The sequence below is a fragment of the Nocardia tengchongensis genome (assembly GCF_054781395.1).
Map to the genome: position 1 here is coordinate 89,835 of NZ_BAAGUM010000001.1, position 19,605 is coordinate 109,439.

Sequence of the window (19,605 nt, forward strand, 5' to 3'; positions counted from 1 at the left end):
ATCGACAGGGCCCACCACCTCTGTATTCGGGCGGGAATTCTCAGCAGGTCATACCCCACAGCATGCGGATCCAGCCCGGGTAGCGGGCGCTTTCGACGTCGTAGAGCTGCATGTCCAGGGGGACCTCGCCGCGGCGATCGCGCAGGCGGATGATGCGTTCACCGGGGTGGTCGAGGTCTTGGGCTCGCGACCACAGGCGACGAAATTCCGGGCTGCGGCCGAGGTCGCGGAGGTAGTCGCCGGACCATTCCGGGACGTCGAAGGCCGCGATGCGGGCGCGCAGGACCGAGACCGAGGCGGCTGCCGCGGCTTCCCGGTCGAGGAGGGCGGTCGCGGCGCGGGAGTCCTCGAGCAGCCAGATCAGCCAGTTGCCGCCCTCGCTCAGGCCGGGGAAGGCCAGGCGGGCGGCGTCGTTCAAAGCCAGCACGTGCCAGCGGGAATCGAAGTACCCGGCTGGATCGGGGCCGAGCCGCTCGAGGCGGCGCAGCTTGGCCGGATCGATCGCGGCCCGCAGTTCGGCGAGCGAGGGGGCGGCCGGGTCGGGCAGGCCGGCCAGATCGAAGAGGTAGCGCCGCGAGCGGTGCGAAACCGGCTGGACCCGATGCAGGCACGCGAACAGGGCTTCGACCACGGCCTGGGTGGGGCGGCCGCGGCGGCCGAGTTCCAGGTGGGTGATGTAGCTGGCGCTCACACCCGCCGCCATGCCCAGACGTTCGCGCGACACTCTGCGCTCGTCACGCAGCCGGCGCAGCACCCCACCGAAGCTCGGCGGCTGCACGGCCGCACCATCGAGATCCGATGTCAGGCGGCCCGTCCCGTGCACAGCGGGCGGCTCGATGACCGAAAACGTCGCTACGCCTTGCATGTTCGCCATGTGTCTCCCGCTTCTCCCGCAAGTGGCTGTGACCCCGGACACCGACAAAGTTATGTGCACGACCGGGTCGGAAAGGGTGCTGTCCGTGCCAGCCAATCGGCTCACAGCGACAGGACGGTTTGTGGTGAGCGCCCGCTGGGGAACCGGATTGGTGCGCAGTCACTCTGAGCCGACTGCTGTGCACTCACGGTCATGGGCTTCGATCCCGCCGCATCCTATGGTCGATTTCGGGTGAGCGACGCAGTGAGCCGCCTCGCCACCCGGTTCCACAACGCGGCCGGCCGTCCACGCTGACCCGCCCTGCACGGTGATCGTGCGGCCGGCCGCGAGAGAACCCCTCGTGGGACGCGTCCCACGAGACGGGCATCGACGCCCGCACTCCGGCGGACCAGGATTTCACCCGCACACGACACCGGTTGTCACACACCATTCTCCAGGCGACAGCCCAGCGCGATCCAGGGCGCAAGCCCAGCGCACACCCGCGGGTACGGACCGTCCGGCATCTCTCCTCGCATTCCTGCACAAGCGAACACCCGCTGAAGGAGTTTCGATGAGCACTCGTACCGCCGTAGTCCTCCCCGGCCAGGGGTCATACCACCCGGGCGCCCTCGCCGCCCTGACCGAGGATCCGCGGCTGTCCGCCGTTCTCGCCGACATCGACGCCGTGGGCGCGGCGCGCGGCCACGGCCGCATCTCCGACCTGCTGCGCGACCCGGCCGCACCGACCTGGGAGGAACTGGCCCGAACCCGGCCGGTGACACTGGATCTGGCCCTGTTCGCCGGCGGCGTGCTCGCCTGGCACGGGCTCATCGCGCGCGGCATCCGCTCCGACGTCCTGATCGGCCACAGCCTCGGCGAACTCACCGTGCTGGCGCTGGCCGGGTCGGTGTCGGTCACCGACATGGCCGGACTGGTCTGTCTGCGCGCCGAAACCCTGCAGCGGCAGAGCACCGGCCTGGGCGGAATGACAGCGCTCGGCATCGGCGCGGTGCGTGCGAATCACCTTGTCGGACTGTTGAATCTGCCGGATCTGACGATGGCCGTCGACAACGGCCCTCGCCAGTCCGTGGTCTCCGGCCCGCACGAGGCCCTGCTGGAACTCGAACGCATCTCCCAGGCGGCCGGAATTCGGGCCACCCGGGTATCCGCCGCGTACCCGTATCACAATCGGATCCTGCGTGATTCGGCCGATGTCGTCGCCGGCGCGGTGGACGACATCTCCGTCGCGGCGCCCGCGATCACCGTCTACTCCCCCATTCTGACGCGGGAGGTGAGCAGCGCCGCCGACGCGCGCACGGTGATCGGCAGGCATCTCGTGCGCCCGGTGCACTTCTACGACGGCATCCTGGCGGTCTTCCGCTCGGGAATCGACTCGTTCGCCGAGGCGACCGGCAAACCGGTGCTGGCGTCCTTGATCGCCGGATGCCTGCCCGCGGGCGTCCAGGTCGCCACGCCGCTGCACGCGGTATCGCAGGTGGCCACGAACACCACACTGCCGCAGTCCATTCCGACGCCGGACCCGGTTGTCGCCCAGCCGGTGAGCCCGCCCGCCGTCACGCTCGCCCCGGTCGCGGCTGTCCCCCACGTCGCGCCCATCGCTCCGGTGGCCGCCGCCGCTCCGATTGCGGCAGCACCGGTGACAGCCGTCGCCCCCGTCGGCCCTGCTCCGGTGACCGCGCCGCCCGCCGCGGCCCCGGCGCAGGGCGCCATCCATGATCGCGCCCAGGTGCTGGCCGGCCTGCGCGAAATGTACGCGGAGGCCCTCGAATACCCGATCGAGGTCCTCGAGGAGGACGCGTTGCTGGAGGCGGACCTGGGCGTCGACTCCATCCGCCAGACCGACCTGATGGGCCGGGCTCGCACGCTCTTCGGCCTGCCCGAACCCGATTCCTCGATCCGCACCGTCGATTTCGACACTCTCGGCAAGATCGCCGACTACGTACTGGCTGCCGCCGGTTCCCGCGACCTGGCGCAGGCCGTCTGATGGCGGCCGCGGGCGAGCTGGCGGGAAAGGTCGCACTGGTCACCGGCGGAGCCGGTGGCGTGGGCAGTGCCGTGGTGAGTCTGCTGGCCCAGCGGGGCGCCACGGTCTATCTGAACTGCTTCCACTCGTTCGCGGCCGGGCGGCGTCAGGCCGAGGAGCTCACCGCCGCCGGGCACGACGTGCGGGTGCTGCGCGGATCGGTCGGCAAACCCGATCATGTGGAACGCATGATCACCGAGATCCGAGCGACGTCGGGCCGCCTCGACGTGCTGGTGAACAATGCCGCGCTCGGCCTGTTCGGCAACTCGGCCACCCTGACCGAGAAGGATATCGACCGTACCTGGGACATCAATGTCAAAGGGCCACTGCGGTGTTCGCAGGCCGCACGGGAACTGATGGCGGCCGGCGGTGGCGGATCGATCGTCAACCTGTCCTCGGTCGGCTCCACCCGGGTGCTGAGCGACTACCTGGCCATCGGCCTGTCCAAGGCCGCGTTGGAGAGCCTGACCCGTTATCTCGCCGTCGAATTCGCCGTCGACGGCATCCGGGTCAACACCGCATCCGGTGGCCTGCTCGACACGCCCGGTGCCCGCATGTTCCCGGACAGCAATGACTTCGCCGCGGCCATGGCCGACCGGACCCCCTTCGGACGGCTCGGGCAGGCAGCCGAGATCGCCGAGGTGGTCGGCTTCCTGGCTTCGGATCGGTCGGTGTGGATGACCGGGCAGACCGTGACCGCCGACGGCGGACTCGGGCTGCCGTTGGGGAAGATGTCCCCTGGTGGCCGCGAATCCGCCAATTCGCCAGACCTGACGAGCGCACCCCGCACGGCGTCCACGACCACCGAACCAGACTTCACGCCCGAGGCCGGTGACGATCCGATCGTGGTGGTCGGAATGGGTATGGCCGCACCGGGTGTCAACAGTCCCGAAGAGTTCTGGCAGGTGCTGTGTGACGGCCCCGCCCTGTTCAGCGAGGCGACGCCCGACCGCTGGCAGACCTCGGCGTTCACCCCCGGCCGCCGCGACGTCCCCGACAAGGGCTACCAACCGGTGAGCGGCATCATCGCCGACTTCCGTCCCCACCCCCGCCTCGCCGCGGAACCGGACGTCGAACGGGATTTCAATACGGTGTGGTTGCGGCACAGTCTGTTCCAGGCCCTGGAATCGGTCACCCGCCGCGACGCGGACCGGTTCACCATGAGCGTCGGGCTCACCTGCGACGGCAGCCAGCATCGCGGTGAGCATTTCCTCGTCGAATCGGTTCTGCTGGCGCTCACCGAGAGCGGCACCATGTCCGCCGAGCAGATCGCCACGGTGAAAACCGCACTGCTGAAACGTTTTCCGCGCGCCACCTCGACCCGCACCCTGCCGCACGACATCGCCTCCGACGCGATCGAGGGCATCCTGCCTACCGCCACACCGGTATTCGTGGTCGACACGGCCTGCTCCTCGTCGCTGTACGCCCTGCACCGCGCCGTGCGCGACCTGCGCGAGGGCCGCGCCGACATCACGGTCTGCGGCGGTTCGCATGCCCAGCGCGTCGCCAATATGGTGGCGTTCGCCCAGCTCGGCGGACTGTCGGCGACCGGCGAGGTCCGGTCTCTCGACGAGTCGGCCGACGGCGTGCTCTTCGCCGACGGTGCGGGACTGCTGGTCCTGAAACGACTCTCGCGGGCGCTGGCCGACGGCGACCGCGTACACGGCATCATCTCCGGTATCGGGCTGTCCGCGGACGGTAAGGGTAAGGCCATCAACGCACCTTCCACCGCGGGTCAGGTGGCGGCGGCCCGGCGGGCCCTGGCCGACTCCGGCCTCGCGGCGCGTGACATCGGGCTGGTCATCGCTCACGCCACCGGCACCATCGCGGGCGACACCGCCGAACTGCTCGGCATCGCGGAGGTTTACACCGGCGAGCGCCCGATCCCGGTGGTGGCGAACAAGGCGATCATCGGGCACACCGGCTGGGCGGCCGGCGCGCTGTCGATCATCCACCTGCTGCTGGCCATGCGGCACGGGCGAATCCCGGCCCAGCCCCGATTCACCAGGATGCGCGCGGAGGTCGCCGAGAAGGCTCCCCATCTGGTGGTGCCTCGCGAGCCGATACCGTGGCCCCGGCCGATCGGCGAGCAGCAGGTCGAGGGTCAGCGCCACGGCGCCGTCTCGGGTTTCGGATTCGGCGGCACCAACGCCACGGTCGTCGTCTCCGACTACATTCCGCGAACGACACCGCCCGCGCCCCGCACACGTCCTGATCACTCCGACGATCATCTGGTCATCGTCGGCTGGTCCAAGCGTGAACCCGACGGCCTCGACTTCGGCGAGCAGTTCCCGCCACCGCCTTTCCAAAGTGTCCGGATGCCACCGCAACTGGTGCGCTCGCTCGACCGGTCACAGCTGCTGGCGATCCAATGCGTCCAGGCCCTACCCGAACCGGTGCTGGAATTCTGCGCCGAGCATCGCGAGACCACCGGTGTGATCGTCGGTTTCATGGGGCAGACCCACGCGATGGGCGGCATCGTGCTGCGCACGCATCTGGACGACATCGCCGATGTGCTGGCCGCCGAACCCATCCCCGGCATTCCCCGCTTCCTGGAGGAGTTCCGGCAGGCCGTCGAAGCGTCCGCGCCGCCGCTGAGCGCCGACTCGTATCCGGGCGCCATGCCCAACCTGATCGCGTCGCGCATCTGCAACTACTTCGATCTGCGCGGCCTGAACCTGTTGGTGGACACCGGAGAAACCGCACTGCTGCAGGTGTTCCAGACCGCCGAGGACTATCTGCGTTCCGGAGACCTGGATCTGGCGCTCGTCGCCGGGATGAGCGCCAACGCCGTGCCGGCCTGGTCGTCCGAGGTCGGCGCGGACCCGGCCCGCCCGGTGGCCGAGGGCGCGTACCTGTTCGCCGTCACCCGCGAAACCGTGGCTCGTGCCGCGAGACTCGACATTCTCACCCGACTGGAAACCTCGATCGGAGCACCCGCATGACCATCGACCTGCACTCGAAGTCGGTTCGGCCCGCCCGTCCGGCGCGACGAACCATCGCGCTGGTCGCGCACGACGACATGAAGGGCGACCTGATCGAATTCGCACGGCGGAATCACACCACGTTGTCCGGGTACGACATCATGGCCACCGACAGCACCGGCGCCCGGCTGCGCGACGAGTTCGGGTGGTCGGTCAACGCCTGCGGGCACGGCCCGAACGGCGGGGACGTCGCCATCGCGGCCGCGGTGGCCGCCGGGCAGATCGCGGCAGTCGTCTTCCTCTACGACCCCAGCGGCTTCCTGCCCCACGATCACGACTGCCAGGCCCTGATCCGCCAATGCTGCGTGCACAACGTGCCTTTCGCGCTGAACGTGTCGACCGCGTCCGCTGTCACCGCAGCCCTGCCTCGGTGCGAGTCGCCCCGCGTCAGCAATGGCCGGCCGGAGCACCCGAAAGCCGGGGCGACCGTCCCCATCCGTGCGGCGATGCCCGAACCACTGGTGACGGGCAGAGAGTACCGGCTGGACACCTCGATCGGAGAACCCGCATGACATCCGACCGCCGCCCGGACCAGGTCCGGCTGCTGGGCGCCGAGGGCGCTCTGGAACTGATCGAATTCCTCACCGGCACAGCGGACTCCGCACAGATCACCCGGCCCGGGGCCGCCGGGCAGTCCGCGCTCACCCTGCGACTCGAGCGGGCCGGAACCCGCGCCGCCGACTCGGCATCGAATGCCACGCAGGCTTCGTCGCCGAGCGCATCGAAGGTCCTCGAACGCCATCTGCTGACCTACGAGCCCGAAGCGCCCATCGGCAGCGGATCCGACGCGCCCTTCGCTCCCCCGCGCACCCTGTTGGTGGTGTCCGGAGACGTCGAGATCGCCCCGGAGCTGCTCGCCGCCGACACCGCGGTGCTTCGCGCCGACGGGCGAGGTTGGATCATGACCGCGCACGGCACCACCACCGGCCTCGACCACGACGAGGCGGCGTTGGCGGCCGCGATCGCCGCCGCCGATCCCGAGCATGTCCGGGTGGTGGTCTCCTTCGACCCGGTTCGGCAGTGGTCGGAGGTACGCGACGACGCGATCCTGGCCGTCCACGAGACAGCTTTCCTCACCGCACGGGCCGCGGCCAACCGCACAACCTTTCGTGTCCTTGTCCTGGGCGGCGCGGATGCCGACGGCCGTCCGCACCCCTACGCCGGTCTGTACACCGGCCTGGCCAAGGCACTCGGGTCGGAACCCTCGTTCGCGGGTGTGGACAACCTCGTTCTCCTCACCGACGAAGTCGACCCCGGCACCGGAATCGCCGCACTCGAACTGGAAAGCCGGACGGTGCGCCCCCTGCCGGTGGTCATTCACGCGGCCGGAACCCGCGCAGTGGAACGCCTGCGGCCGGCACCGTTGCCGGAGGGCGCCACGGCCCCCGAACTCGCCGCCGACGCGGTGGTCGTCGGCGCGGGCGCGAGCCGTGGCGTCGGTATGGCGATGATGCTGGCCGTCGCCGAGCGCTACCGGCCGACCCTGCATATCATCGGGTCGACCGACCTGCGCCGCTTCGACGATCTCGAACTCACCGAGGACGCGGACTCCCACGGTGAACGCCGGCGAAAACTGTTGCGCGAGGCTGTCGACCGGCCCGGCGGCATCCGCGCCGCCCGAGCCGAACTGACCCGCCTCGAGCACGCACGCACGGTTCGCAACAATCTCCGAGAACTGGAACGACGGACCGGCACGAACCGCGTGCACTATCACCATTGCGATCTCACCGACGCCGACGCGGTGGCCCGGGTGGCCGGCGAGATCCACCGGCTGTCGGGCCCGCGGGTCGATCTGCTGTTCAATCTCGCGGGCATCAACCGCACCGCGAACCTCGAGAACAAGCGCCTGGCCGACTTCCGTGCCGTGCGTGACCTCAAGGTGAGTTCCTACCGCAACCTCAAACAAGCCTTCGCCGCGCATCCGCCGCACACCTGGATCAATACGAGTTCGTTGGCCGGAGTGCTGGGAATCCGTGGCGAGACCGACTATTCGGCGGGCAACGCGTTCCTGCTCAGCAGCGGCGGGTTCGAAGCGGCCCGCGGCCACCGAGAGGTGAGCTTCGGCTGGGGGCTCTGGGGTGAGGTGGGCCGCAGCACCGAGGCGTTCATCGGCAAGATGCTCGACGACAACGCCGACCTCGCCCGCATGCCCACCGCGGAAGGCATCGGACATCTGCTCGGCGAACTCGCGCTCGCGGAACCCGGTGTCTGCCCGGCCTTTCTGGGCGACACCGAGCGCGCCTCCCTCGACCGTGACCGGCCCCGGTGGCGCGCACTGTTCGAACCCGCTCCGACGACATCATCCACCCGGACGGCACCGACTTCCACGGGCGGCCGCTTCTTCGTCGACGAGGTCGCCGAACGGACCCCCGAACGCCTGGTTGTCCACCGCGACTTCACCATCGAACGCGACGGCTATCTCGAGGACCACCTGATCCAGGGCCACCCGACCATGCCCGGACTGGTCCTCACCGAGGTGGCCGCCGAGGCCGCCGCCGAACTCGTGCCCGGCCGGGTTCCGGTCGCGTTCGAGGACTTGGCCTTCGAGCGATTCCTGCGCGTCTACCGCACCGCGCGCCGGCCCGACCGCAAGAAGCTCGTCGCCACGCTGATCGGCCACGAGCCGGGCGCCGAGGGCCGCTCGGTCGTCGACGTACGGATCCTTTGCGACCTGATCGCACCCGACGGCACGGTCCTGGCCAGAGACAAGTTGCACGCCAGGATGCGGGTGGTCCTGCGCGACGCCCCACCCGCGTGCCCGCGGCCCGATCCAGGACTGCTGCCGTCCCCCACCGACGCGGTCGAGCTGCGCAACCCCTACCAGGTCGACAGTCCCTTCGCCCGCCTCGGTGGCGTGTTCGCCGCATTCGACCGGGTCGGGGTAGGCGCGGCCGGGAACCGGGCGCGCATGCGGCTGAACCGGGATCGGCTGGCGCGGTGGTTCTCCGGAGCACTGGTGCCCGCCGTGCTGTGCGACGCCGTCGCCCAAGCCGCCGTCGCCGTCCGGGGCGACGAGTGGAGCGCCATCGTGGTGCCGCGCTCGGTTCGCCGCATCGACGTCTACGGCGGACGCAACGATTTCGCCGTCAGCGACGGCGAATTGAACTTGTACACCCGCCCGCCCCGACCCGGCCCGGAGACCTACACCAATGACTGGGCGGCGGTGACCACCGCGGACGGCCGCCTCCTGCTGCGGATGTCGGACCTCACCGGCGACGTCATCGGCTACGTGCACCGCGAAACGGGCGAGTTCCGTACCACCGCCGACTACGAGCAGGGCAGGCCCACAACGGTTCCCGTCTCGACACCGGACGACCAGCCGGCATCGCCGGCCGAGGACGAACCAGCGGTGCGCCCTAACCTGCTCGCTTACGACGGACATAACTTCGCCAGGCCGGTCGGCCGCTACGTGACGGATCCGATTCCCCGTCCGCTCGCGGACCCGCACGGCGATCGGCTGGCCGGGAAAACCGTTCTGCTGCTCGGGCTTCCCAACGACTTCACCGCGCAGACCGCGACGCACCTGCGCGCCCGCGGTGTCACGGTGCACACCGCCACCGACCGCGACGAGCTCGGCGCTGCCGCCCGCGCCGTCGAAACCTGCGACGGGATCGTCGATCTCGGTGTCACGAGTGGAGCCGACTATGTGCTGGGCGACGCCGCCTGGCGCGAGGCGTACGACCGGACCGTCACCGCGATCAAGCTCGTCTACCCGTCCTGGCTCACCGAGTCTGGGCTCGCGTGCCACTTCTATCTGGCGGTCGGGCATCAGGACGGGGTCTTCGGCCGATCCGACGCAGTTCCGGCACAACCGCTCAGCGGCGCGTGGACCGGCGTCGCCAAGACCCTGCCGATCGAATTGCCGGCGGTCGCGGTCAAAGCCATCGACCTCGATCGAGCCGATGCGCCGTCGGCGGTCGAGATCATGTGCGCCGAGGTGGGCGACTGGACCGATTTGGAGGTCGGCTACCGCGACGGCGTCCGACGGGTCCTCACCATGCGGGAAGCACCACTGCTCGCAGCCGAGAACGACGCCGAGGCCATCGGACCCGCGGACTGCGTGCTGATCTCCGGCGGCGGGCGCGGGGTCGGCTTCGAACTCGCCAAGGCACTGGCCCGCACCGGGGCGACAGTCGTGGTCACCGGACGCACGCCGTGCCCGCACGGACCGCTCACCGATGACGATGGCTACGCGGCCCATCATCGCGACGTCCTGCGCGACGCCGCGGCCGGATCCGGCGATCCCGACCGAATCCGTTCCGCTGTCCAGGAATTGGGGGCCACCGATCGGCTCCGCGAGCTGCAGCGGAACCTGAACGACGCCCGCGCCGAGGGACTGACGATCGACTTCGAGGTCTGCGACGTTCTCGACCGGGCCAGCGTCGACGCGCTGTTCGCCCGGCTGGAGCGGCCACCGACGATTCTGGTCCACAACGCGGGCGTCTACCGCGGCGTGCGCATTCCCGCCCAGACCGACGCCGACCTCGCCGTCACCATGGACACCAAGGTGGTCGGCTTCGAGAACCTGCTGGCCGCCACCCTGCTGCACACCACGCCCCGCATGGTCTGCGGGGTCAGCTCGGTCTCGGGCCGCTTCGGCGGCATGGTCGGCCACTTCCCGTACGCCGCGGCCAACAATGCCCTCACTCAGCTCGGCTGCTGGGCCGCCCGCCGGTACGGCATCCCGGTGCGCACCATCTGCTGGCCCACCTGGGAGCGAGTCGGGAACATCGTCAATTACGAAGGCGCGGCGCAGTACTGCTCGACGGTGCTCCCCGAGGAGGCGGTCGCGCACTGGCAGGCCGAACTCATCGCACCGCACGACCCGGACGCGGGCCGGTCGGGCGAGGTGACCTACCTCGGACGGCTCGGCGTCGTGTGGCGTCCCGGAACGCTGCGCAATATCGTGCTGCCCGAAGGGCATCCCGACGCGCAGCGCTTCGCCACCGCACGGCGACTGCTCGGCACGGTCGAGACCTTCGACGAGCATCGGGTGTTCGCGACCCGCCACCGGCTCACCCCGGATTCCGAACCGCATCTGGCCGGAGCCGAGTTGTCGACGGCCATGCTGTTGGAATACGTGCTCGCGGCGGGAGATTGGGTGCGGCCGGAGAACCGCGCTCGGCAGCATCTGCTCGAGATCGGCGATCTCACCGTGGATCTGCCGGCCCTGCGGCTGTCCCGCGAGACCGCACACGACGTCGGGATCACCGCCCGTGGCGCGTGGTCGGAAGGATTGTGGACGGTGCGGGTCACGGTCGCCGGAATCGGGGCGATGACGCTGAGGTATGCCGAGCATCCCGTCCCGCTCGCCTACGAGCCGGTGGTCGCCGACGGAGGCGCGGTATCGCCGCACCGCGACGCCGATCTGTGGTGCACGCCCGGCGCGCCACGCTCGTGCCTGCCGCACCCAGCGCTGGCGGCCATCTTGGAGGACGCGCGGCTCGGTTCGGAAGGTGCTGACGCGCAGCGGTTGTCGATCGATCGACTGGTATTGCTACCCGGTTGCGTGGACGTCGACACCGTTCACCGCAGCGCGGGCGGCTACCGCGCCGATGCCGCGGGCGTACCGGTGATGGCCGTGGAACGGGTGCGATTCGGGCCGATCGAGTCGCCCACCGCACCGGACTCGGCATTCCGCACCGGATCCCGTGATCGGGTACTCGCACGTACCCACCGCTGAAGAATGCCTCGCCCCCGCTCCTCGATATTCGGGGCGGGGGCCGAGCTGTGCCCACCTCCGCACCGCATCGTCGGACAGGTCCACGAACGGTGCAAGAGCGTGCCTTGTGTGCCGCGCATTGTGCCTGCAGCGCACATTGCGGGCCCCGACCGGGCGATGTGCGGAATGCTGCTACCGACACGTCGAGCGCTGCCCGCAGTTTTGCTGTGGGCGCACGATTGTCGCCTCTGAGTGCCACTCCGCAGGGCACACACAGTCGAGTCCTGCTCGTGAAGTCACTGGTCGAATGACCGATCGGTTCTATTTGCCGGACTTTTCAGTAATCCGCTCCTAATAATGGCCGGTCGGCGCATGCATGGAGTTTGCCTCGCGCTTCCTAAAATCAGGTCGGTCACATTGTTCAGCACGAAAGCTGGAACCCGAGTCGGGCGGGTTCCGAGGGGAGTTGAGATGGCTGTCCTTTTGGATACGGAGTCGTGCCCGATCGAGAATCGGCACGGCCTGGTCACCGACCTCGCGAAGTCGGTGGCGCTGCAGGTCGATGCGGAATTGCTCGATCCACCGGAACGCGTTGTCACTCGCCACGAGAAGTGGCGGCTCGGTGTGGCCACACTGCACCGGATCCAGATCTCCGCGGTCCGAGTCCGCCGCACCCCGGCGCAGGTGCTCCGCACGCCCTCCTCGGCGGTGGCCGTGGTGTTGCAGAAGCAGGCGGTCCGCCATCACTACCAGAACGGCCGGCACACGGTCACCGCACCGGGCGAATGCGCGGTCTGGGACTTCGCGACCCCCTTCGAGGTGGGCTGGGACGGCCTCGGCGAATCCTGGTGCATCGCCGTGCCGCGCGATCGCCTCGGACTGTCGAGCGAGACCCTCGCCGCCGCCACCGGACGCCTCCGGCACAGCCCGCTGCACGACATGATCGCCGGGCAGATCACCGAACTCATCGAGGGCGCCGAAGCCCTCGAACGCGATCCCGCCGCGGTCATGGTCGGCCAGTGCTGCGTCGAAATGGTGCGCGCCCTGCTGCTGTCCGCATCCGGGCCCGCCACCACCGGCGACGACACCCCGGCCCACCAGCAGGCCGTGGTCCGCGACGTGCAGAGCTACGTGCGCCGCCACCTCAATGACCCGGACCTGCGGGTCGAGCAGATCGCCGCGGCCCACAACATGTCCGCCCGCTATCTGTACCGGTTGTGCGCGGGCGCCGGAATCCGCTTGGAGCAGTGGATCATCGGCGAACGACTGGCGGCCGCGCGCGCCCTGCTGGTGGATCCCGCGCACGGCGGGCGCACCATCAGCGCCATCGCCCACACCGTCGGCTTCCGCGACGCCACGCATTTCACGCGTCGGTTCCGGGCCGCGTACGGGATGACACCGCGGGATTGGCGCTACGCGGCGGCCACCGCCTGACCGCTAGCCCGCGGTCCCGCGGGCCGCACCGCGCGCCTCGGCCCGCCACTCGCTCGGGCCGATGCCGTAGGCGGTGCGAAAGCGGCGGGTGAAGTGGCTGGCGTCGCGAAATCCCGCGGTGCGCGCGATCCAGCCGATCGTGCGCTCCGCATGCCGCGGATCGGCCAGCATGCGCCTGGCCAGCTCCAGACGTTCGGTGATGATCCACTGCCGCATCGACAGCCCCTGATCCGACCACAGCCGGTAGAGCCTGCGCACCGAGATATGGTGCGCGGCAGCGACTTCCTCGGCAGTCAGATCCCGGCGGCGCAGATGGGCGCGCAGATAGGTCTCGATCTGACGCAACAACAGCGGCGCGGGCAGACCCGCCGCGAGGCCCTCGGCCGACTCGGCGCCGGCCGCCGACAACAGCAGCGCGCGAACCAGATCCACCCCCGCCCGCCCCAGATCGGATGCGCCCGGATCGGATTCGATGGTGTCGGCGCGATCCACGAGGTCGGCGATGAACGTGGACACGATCGGGCACAACGGGCTGGTACGCAGCGCGAGCGCCGCGGTCCGCACGATGTCACCCGGCAACTCCAGCTCGTCCACCGACAGACGCAGGCTCACGCCGATCGACGCGCCCCGCATCACCGCCGTGAACGGGTTGTCATAGTCGATGGCGCCGCAGTCCCCCGGGGCGAGCGCCTCCTGAACGCCGAAATGCTCATGGATCCGGGTGCCGCCGATCTGCCGCGTCACCGAGAACAGCCCCGCCGGACTCGTCCGCACGTGTTTGGCCGTCCTGATCAGATCGACACCCGAGGTCTCGGTGCGCAGCAGCTCCACCGGCCCGAACGTCCACGCCTCCATACGACCGTGTGCCGCATCGCGTTCGGCGAATCGCACATCGGCGGCGGCCACCGTTTCCGAGGCGACGGCCGCCATCGCGTCCGCGCGCTCGTGCCGAGCCAACACCGCGGTGTCGAACACGACCGCCATCCACGCCTCCACCAGTTCGATCCACTACCGCTGTGCCGCCGCACATCTCTCGCGAGAAATCGGGCACCGCGGACGGAACAGTAGCAGCAGCAAGTGGGCAGCAAACCAAACCGGACGTCGCTCGCGCGCGCCCGGTGGCGGTCGTCATTTTGCAGGGTCAGTGCATCAAGATCGTTTGCCGCACAGTCGACTTGCGTCGCCCGCGCGGGCACGGTAAGGCATCACCTCATCGGTTACAGCTAACCTTCGGCAGGACCGATCTCGGCGCTACCGGACGCAGACGCGGCGGACCGGCAGACCACGGTCCTCGAACGCCGCCAGCATGGCCTGGCCGCGGCGCGCACCCTCCGACGAGGACGTATTCGCCAGGGCGGGAACATAGGTCGCCGCACCCACCACCGATTCCGCGACCAGACTCCAGAAACGTCGCACGCTCAACCCGGCGCAATGCGCCATCGCGTCCTGGATCAGGGTCAGCGCGGGCAGGCAGCGGTGCACGAGCCAGACGTAGAGCGCCCGCTCACACGGCAGCGCCACCACGCCGTCCTCCTCGGCCAGCGGATCACCGTCCAGCACACGGATCGTGGTGTCGGACAAGCCGGCCCAGTCGATGCCGCCGTCGTTGTCGGAGTGGATCCAGAGGTTCTCCAGGCCCGGATCCCAGGCGCGGGCCTCGGAGACCACCATGGCCATCACCCGGCCCACGACCGCGTGGATCAGCGCGGTGGCGACCACCTCGGCGGCGATGTCGGCATTGCTCATCTCCGCGGCGTGCCGCCGGTACATCACTTCGATGCGACCCTCGCGGATCCCGTCCGCGAGCCGCCACCAGCGACGTTTGCCCTGGTCGGCCATGGCGGCGACGGCGTAGACGCGCGGGTGGTCGGGTTGCAGCGCGCGCAGGCGGTGACAGGCCGTCCCGAAGGCGAGCCTGGAATCGCGCGGCGGGCACACGGTTACGGGTTCGAGCATCGAACCTCCTCATTCATCGACTATCCGGCCAATGCGGGGACACAGAGCGCGGAGCATGGACAACGAGTTCAAAAGATAGGTTAGGCTTACCAGACTTGCCGACCATAGAGCGTGTCAGGAGTAGTTCGTCACCGTGCCCGCCGTAGTCACCACCAGACGGCGACGTCTGTCCGGACTTCTCGTCCTCGCCGTGCTCCTGCTGTGCGCGGTCGCCGCCAGCATCGCCCTCGGCACCCGCAATCTGGGCCTGGGAACCGTCTATGACGCCATCATCTGCCCTGGTGGACTGCCACTTTCGTGCCCCGCCACCGACACCGCCGCCCAGATCGTGCGCGAATTGCGGCTCCCCCGAACCGGACTCGCCCTCAGCACCGGACTCGCGCTCGGCATGGCCGGGGCACTCATCCAGGGCTACACCCGAAACCCGCTCGCGGACGCCGGACTACTCGGCATCAACGCGGGCGCGGCGTTCCTGGCGGCCCTGAGCATCCACCTGTTCGCACTCACCGCGCCGGCCCAGTACATCTGGTTCGCGTTCGCGGGCGCACTGCTCGCAGGCCTGGTCGTCTTCGGCGTCTCCGCCCTGGGCGGCGGCAAGGCCAGCCCGCTGAGCCTGGTCCTGGCCGGCGCGGCCGTCACCGCGTTCCTGCAGGCCATGACCAATATCGTGGTCCTGCTCGACGGCACGGCCCTCAACACCTACCGGTACTGGGTGGTCGGCGACGTCGCCGGGCACGACGCCGCCACCATCTGCCAGATCCTGCCCTTCCTGCTGGTCGGCGCGCTCCTGGCGCTGGCCTGCGCCCCGGCCCTGAACCTGCTCGGCCTCGGCGACGACGTGGCCCGCGGCCTCGGCGTCAACCTCACCCGTAGCCGGGCCCTGGGCCTGACCGCCGTCGTGCTGCTCGCGGGCGCGGCGACCGCCGCCGTCGGCCCCATCGCCTTCCTCGGACTGATCGTCCCCCACCTGGCCCGCGCCGTCACCGGCCCCGACTATCGCTGGCTGCTCCCCTACTCGGCGCTGCTGGGCGCTGTGGTGCTGCTGCTGGCCGACACCGCCGGCCGCCTGATCGCCCGCCCGGGCGAACTCCAGGCGGGCATCACCCTCGCCGCGCTCGGCGCGCCGTTCTTCCTGCTGCTCGTCCGCCGCCGAAAGCTGGTGAGCCTGTGACACTCCCGACACCTCCCAACGCCGCCGGAACCGCGGTGAGCTCCGGCGATCGCACCGCAAACCCCACAGCGGCCGAGCGCACCGCTGCCGCAGGCAGTCTGCGCGCTGTTCGCCCTGCCGTGCGGGTGGGCCGGGCGTCGACGGTGCTGCGGCCCGTCGCGCTGGTCACAGTGATCGGGTTGGCGGCCTTGCTGTTCGGACTGTTCGCCCTCGATATCGCGGTGGGCGAGTTCCGGATTCCGGTCGGGCGCGTGCTGGATGTGCTGGGCGGCGGGGGAACTCGGGCGCAGCGGTTCGTGATCATGGACTCGCGGCTGCCCCGGGCCCTGACCGCCGTGGTGGTCGGGGCGGCGCTGGGACTGGCGGGCGCGGTGACGCAGTCGATCCTGCACAATCCGCTGGCCAGCCCCGACCTGCTCGGGATCACCTCCGGCGCGAGCGTCGGAGCGGTCGCGGTACTGGTCGGACTCGGCGGGGCCGGAACGGGGACCGCTGCGGCGCTGGGGGTTTCGGGGGCGGCGCTGGCGGGCGGGCTGCTGACCGCGGTCCTCATCTACCTGCTGGCCTGGGGACGGACCGCCTCCGGGGACGCCGGGGTGATGGGATTTCGGCTGGTGCTCATCGGGATCGGCGTGAACGCGGCGCTGCTGTCGGTGGTGAGCTGGCTGCTGACCCGGGCCACCCTCAACGACGCGGCCCACGCCCAGCAGTGGCTGACCGGATCACTGAACATGGCCGACTGGTCCAGCCTGATCCCCGCCTCGATCGGCTTGGGAGTGGCGCTGCTCGTCACCGCCGGGTCGGCGCGCACGCTGGCCGCGCTGCGGTTCGGCACCGACACCACCCGCATCCTCGGCGTCCGCATCCAGACCCAGCAGGCGATTCTTCTTGCCGCCGCGGTCTGTTGCGCCGCACTGGCGACCGCCGCGGTCGGTCCGCTCGGCTTCGTGGGGCTGGCCGCGCCGCAGATCGCGCGCCGGCTGCTGCGCACGCCCGGCGAGCCGATCATCGCGTCGGCACTGGTCGGGGCGATCGCGGTGGTGGGCGCGGACCTGCTCGCGCGCACCGCGTTCCCGGTATCGCTGCCCGTCGGCGTGGTCACCGCGGCGGTCGGCGGACCGTTCCTGCTGTATCTGCTCGTTCGCACCAACCGGAAGGCGACACTGTGACTTCGGAAGGCAACACTGTGACTTCGAAGGCGGCACTGTGACTCTCGCGGCGGAGAACATCACCCTCGGCTACGGCGACCGGGTCATCGTCGACGGACTGTCGCTGACCATCGAACCCGGGCTGGTCACCACCGTGATCGGCCCCAACGGCTGCGGCAAATCGACCCTGCTGCGGTCGCTGGGCCGGCTGCTACGCCCCAAGGCGGGCCGGGTCCTGCTCGACGGCAAGGCCATCGCCACCATGAAGACCAAGGACATCGCCCGCGTGGTCGGCATGCTGCCGCAGACACCGGTCGCGCCCGAGGGCCTCACCGTCGCCGATCTGGTCGCCCGCGGCCGCCACCCGCATCAGTCGTGGCTGCGACAGTGGTCGGCCGACGACGAGACCGAAGTACTGGCCGCTCTCACCCAGACGGGCATCGCGGACCTGGCCGGGCGCACCCTCGACGAGCTGTCGGGCGGACAGCGCCAGCGCGCCTGGATCTCCATGGCCCTGGCCCAGGGCACCGACATCCTGCTGCTCGACGAACCGACCACCTATTTGGATCTGACCCACGCGCTCGAGGTGCTGGATCTCGTCGATCGCCTGCACGACGATCTGGGCCGGACCGTGGTCATGGTGCTGCACGACCTGAATCTGGCCATCCGCTACAGCGATCGTCTCATCGTGATGCGGGCCGGTCGGATCGTGGCTCAGGGCGCGCCCGCCGACATCATCAGCGCCGAGCTGCTGCAGGAAGTGTTCGGTCTGCGCGCCGAGGTGCTCGAGGATCCGGTGTCGGGGCGGCCCATGATCGTGCCGATCGGCAGCCGGCACGTCCGGGTATGAGGAATCCCACACCAGCAACTCGCCGGTTACGACGACCTGTAGTACGCATTGCTGTCGTTGTCTCCGTAAGCTTGTGGGATGGCAGGTCTTGGTGAACTCGAGAAAGCGGTCATGGACCAGTTGTGGTCGGCCGACGAACCGCAAACCGTCCGGCAGGTCCATGAAGCCCTCGCTGAGCGTCGTGAACTCGCGTACACCACGGTGATGACCGTTCTACAGCGCTTGGCGAAGAAGAACCTCGTGGTCCAGCAGCGCGACGACCGCGCACACCGCTACGCACCCGTCCACACCCGCGACGAACTCGTCGCCAGTCTGATGTTCGACGCGCTGCAGCAAGCCGACGAGGTGGGCAGCCGCCGCGCCGCGCTGGTGCACTTCGTCGAACAGGTCGGCGCGGACGAGGCTGACGCATTGCGCGCCGCACTCGCTAAGCTCGAAGCCACCGAGGTCGCGCGCAAGGACAATCCCGAGTCCAGGTAGCTGTACCCTCGGCCCGAGCCCCACAACGCAGTGAGCTGAGGACAGTGGACTGGACAGCGCCGGTTTTCGCCGGTCTCGCCTTGTTATTGGCGGGACCGGTGCCAGCGCTGCTCAGCCGAGCCACCTGGCCCTTCCGCAGCCCGCGCGCGGCGCTGGTGCTGTGGCAGGCCATCGCGCTGGCCGCGGTGCTCAGCGCCTTCGGCTCCGGCCTCGCCATCGCCTCCCGCCTGCTGGTGCCCGGCCCCGACGGACGGCCGACCACCACCCCCAGCAAAGAGATCGATGCCCTGGGCCTGCCGCTGTGGCTCGCGCTCGTGCTGGTCTTCGCGCTCACCCTGCTGGTCGGGGCGCGGCTGATCTGGTCGGTGATCCGGGTCGGCATCCACACCCGCCGCCGCCGCGCCCGCCACCGCATGCTGGTCGACCTGCTCGATCAGTCCAGCGTGCAACGCAAATCGGCCGACATCCGGGTACTGGCCGCCGCCGAGCCGATCGCCTACTGCCTGCCCGGCCTGCGCCGGCGCGTGGTGCTCAGCCAGGGCACCGTCACCAACCTGACCGACGAGGAACTCACCGCCATCGTCAGTCACGAACGCTCCCACCTGCGCGCCCGCCACGACCTGGTGCTGGAAGCCTTCACCGCCGCCCACGAGGCCTTCCCCCGCGTGGTGCGCTCGAAGTCCGCGCTGGACTCGGTGAAGCTGCTCATCGAACTGCTCGCCGACGACTCCGCGGTCAAGGTCACCGGACCCACGCCGCTGGCCCGCGCACTCGTGGCCTGCTCGAACTCGCCCGCCCCGCAAGGCGCCATGGCTGCCGGCGGCCCCAGCACGCTGATCCGCATCCAGCGCCTGGCCGGTCCCATCGGCGACCTCCGCATCGCGGTCGCCGCCTACCTGGCCGCCATGGCCATCCTCGTCGTCCCGACCCTCGCGGTCGCGATCCCCTGGCTGGTCGAACTCAGCCGCCTGGTCAGCCGTGCCTGAATCCGATCCGCCCGCCCCCGAATCCGACTCGGGCGCG

13 protein-coding genes are annotated in these 19,605 nt (G+C 69.9%); 10 read left to right on the top strand and 3 right to left on the bottom strand.

Annotation, left to right across the window (positions count from 1 at the left end; genetic code table 11):
• Window positions 1–40: 40 nt before the first annotated feature.
• On the bottom strand, window positions 41–874 hold the full coding sequence (locus tag ACYVKL_RS00475; RefSeq protein WP_379170060.1) for an MmyB family transcriptional regulator: 834 nt from the start codon (window positions 872–874) through the stop codon (window positions 41–43).
• A 550-nt stretch (window positions 875–1,424) separates the two neighbouring features.
• On the opposite strand from ACYVKL_RS00475, the gene ACYVKL_RS00480 reads away from it, so the two are divergent.
• From ACYVKL_RS00480 to ACYVKL_RS00500, 5 genes are all read left to right on the top strand, one after another.
• Window positions 1,425–2,858 carry an acyltransferase domain-containing protein gene (locus ACYVKL_RS00480; protein WP_379170062.1) on the top strand — a complete coding sequence of 478 codons (1,434 nt, stop codon included), beginning with the start codon at window positions 1,425–1,427 and terminating at the stop codon, window positions 2,856–2,858.
• Entirely contained in the window at window positions 2,858–5,842 is a 2,985-nt protein-coding gene (locus ACYVKL_RS00485) for an SDR family oxidoreductase (RefSeq protein ID WP_379170064.1), read from the top strand. The genes ACYVKL_RS00480 and ACYVKL_RS00485 overlap by 1 nt, the downstream gene beginning before the upstream one ends.
• Window positions 5,839–6,393 carry a methylglyoxal synthase gene (locus tag ACYVKL_RS00490; RefSeq protein WP_379170066.1) on the top strand — a complete coding sequence of 185 codons (555 nt, stop codon included), beginning with the start codon at window positions 5,839–5,841 and terminating at the stop codon, window positions 6,391–6,393. Before ACYVKL_RS00485 ends, ACYVKL_RS00490 begins: the two co-directional genes overlap by 4 nt.
• Window positions 6,390–11,564 carry an SDR family NAD(P)-dependent oxidoreductase gene (locus tag ACYVKL_RS00495; RefSeq protein WP_379170068.1) on the top strand — a complete coding sequence of 1,725 codons (5,175 nt, stop codon included), beginning with the start codon at window positions 6,390–6,392 and terminating at the stop codon, window positions 11,562–11,564. Before ACYVKL_RS00490 ends, ACYVKL_RS00495 begins: the two co-directional genes overlap by 4 nt.
• A 450-nt stretch (window positions 11,565–12,014) precedes the next feature.
• Window positions 12,015–12,977, top strand: coding sequence for a helix-turn-helix domain-containing protein (locus ACYVKL_RS00500; protein WP_379170070.1), 963 nt, complete (start codon window positions 12,015–12,017; stop codon window positions 12,975–12,977).
• A gap of 3 nt (window positions 12,978–12,980) precedes the next feature.
• Here ACYVKL_RS00500 and ACYVKL_RS00505 read toward each other — a convergent pair whose 3' ends face one another.
• On the bottom strand, window positions 12,981–13,961 hold the full coding sequence (locus ACYVKL_RS00505; protein ID WP_379170072.1) for a helix-turn-helix domain-containing protein: 981 nt from the start codon (window positions 13,959–13,961) through the stop codon (window positions 12,981–12,983).
• Window positions 13,962–14,228: 267 nt separating this feature from the next.
• On the bottom strand, window positions 14,229–14,933 hold the full coding sequence (locus ACYVKL_RS00510) for a hypothetical protein (protein ID WP_379170074.1): 705 nt from the start codon (window positions 14,931–14,933) through the stop codon (window positions 14,229–14,231).
• Between the two features lie 133 nt (window positions 14,934–15,066).
• On the opposite strand from ACYVKL_RS00510, the gene ACYVKL_RS00515 reads away from it, so the two are divergent.
• The 5 genes from ACYVKL_RS00515 (at window position 15,067) to ACYVKL_RS00535 (ending at window position 19,568) form a co-directional block, all read left to right on the top strand.
• The gene (locus ACYVKL_RS00515; protein WP_379170076.1) at window positions 15,067–16,104 is read left to right on the top strand and encodes a FecCD family ABC transporter permease; all 1,038 of its coding nucleotides are present in this window, start codon (window positions 15,067–15,069) and stop codon (window positions 16,102–16,104) included.
• Between the two features lie 35 nt (window positions 16,105–16,139).
• Complete coding sequence (locus ACYVKL_RS00520) at window positions 16,140–17,273, top strand: FecCD family ABC transporter permease (RefSeq protein WP_379170077.1); 1,134 nt, start codon at window positions 16,140–16,142, stop codon at window positions 17,271–17,273.
• Between the two features lie 37 nt (window positions 17,274–17,310).
• Entirely contained in the window at window positions 17,311–18,102 is a 792-nt protein-coding gene (locus ACYVKL_RS00525; protein WP_357200737.1) for an ABC transporter ATP-binding protein, read from the top strand.
• 78 nt (window positions 18,103–18,180) lie between these two features.
• Window positions 18,181–18,582 carry a BlaI/MecI/CopY family transcriptional regulator gene (locus ACYVKL_RS00530; protein WP_213555057.1) on the top strand — a complete coding sequence of 134 codons (402 nt, stop codon included), beginning with the start codon at window positions 18,181–18,183 and terminating at the stop codon, window positions 18,580–18,582.
• 44 nt (window positions 18,583–18,626) lie between these two features.
• Entirely contained in the window at window positions 18,627–19,568 is a 942-nt protein-coding gene (locus ACYVKL_RS00535; RefSeq protein ID WP_357200743.1) for a M56 family metallopeptidase, read from the top strand.
• Window positions 19,569–19,605: the final 37 nt, after the last annotated feature.

Bases quoted from the DNA above. Each gene is read 5' to 3' on its own strand.
- ACYVKL_RS00475 (WP_379170060.1), bottom strand. From the start codon at position 874: ATGGCGAACATGCAAGGCGTAGCGACGTTTTCGGTCATCGAGCCGCCC.
- ACYVKL_RS00480 (WP_379170062.1), top strand. From the start codon at position 1,425: ATGAGCACTCGTACCGCCGTAGTCCTCCCCGGCCAGGGGTCATACCAC.
- ACYVKL_RS00485 (WP_379170064.1), top strand. From the start codon at position 2,858: ATGGCGGCCGCGGGCGAGCTGGCGGGAAAGGTCGCACTGGTCACCGGC.
- ACYVKL_RS00490 (WP_379170066.1), top strand. From the start codon at position 5,839: ATGACCATCGACCTGCACTCGAAGTCGGTTCGGCCCGCCCGTCCGGCG.
- ACYVKL_RS00495 (WP_379170068.1), top strand. From the start codon at position 6,390: ATGACATCCGACCGCCGCCCGGACCAGGTCCGGCTGCTGGGCGCCGAG.
- ACYVKL_RS00500 (WP_379170070.1), top strand. From the start codon at position 12,015: ATGGCTGTCCTTTTGGATACGGAGTCGTGCCCGATCGAGAATCGGCAC.
- ACYVKL_RS00505 (WP_379170072.1), bottom strand. From the start codon at position 13,961: ATGGCGGTCGTGTTCGACACCGCGGTGTTGGCTCGGCACGAGCGCGCG.
- ACYVKL_RS00510 (WP_379170074.1), bottom strand. From the start codon at position 14,933: ATGCTCGAACCCGTAACCGTGTGCCCGCCGCGCGATTCCAGGCTCGCC.
- ACYVKL_RS00530 (WP_213555057.1), top strand. From the start codon at position 18,181: ATGGCAGGTCTTGGTGAACTCGAGAAAGCGGTCATGGACCAGTTGTGG.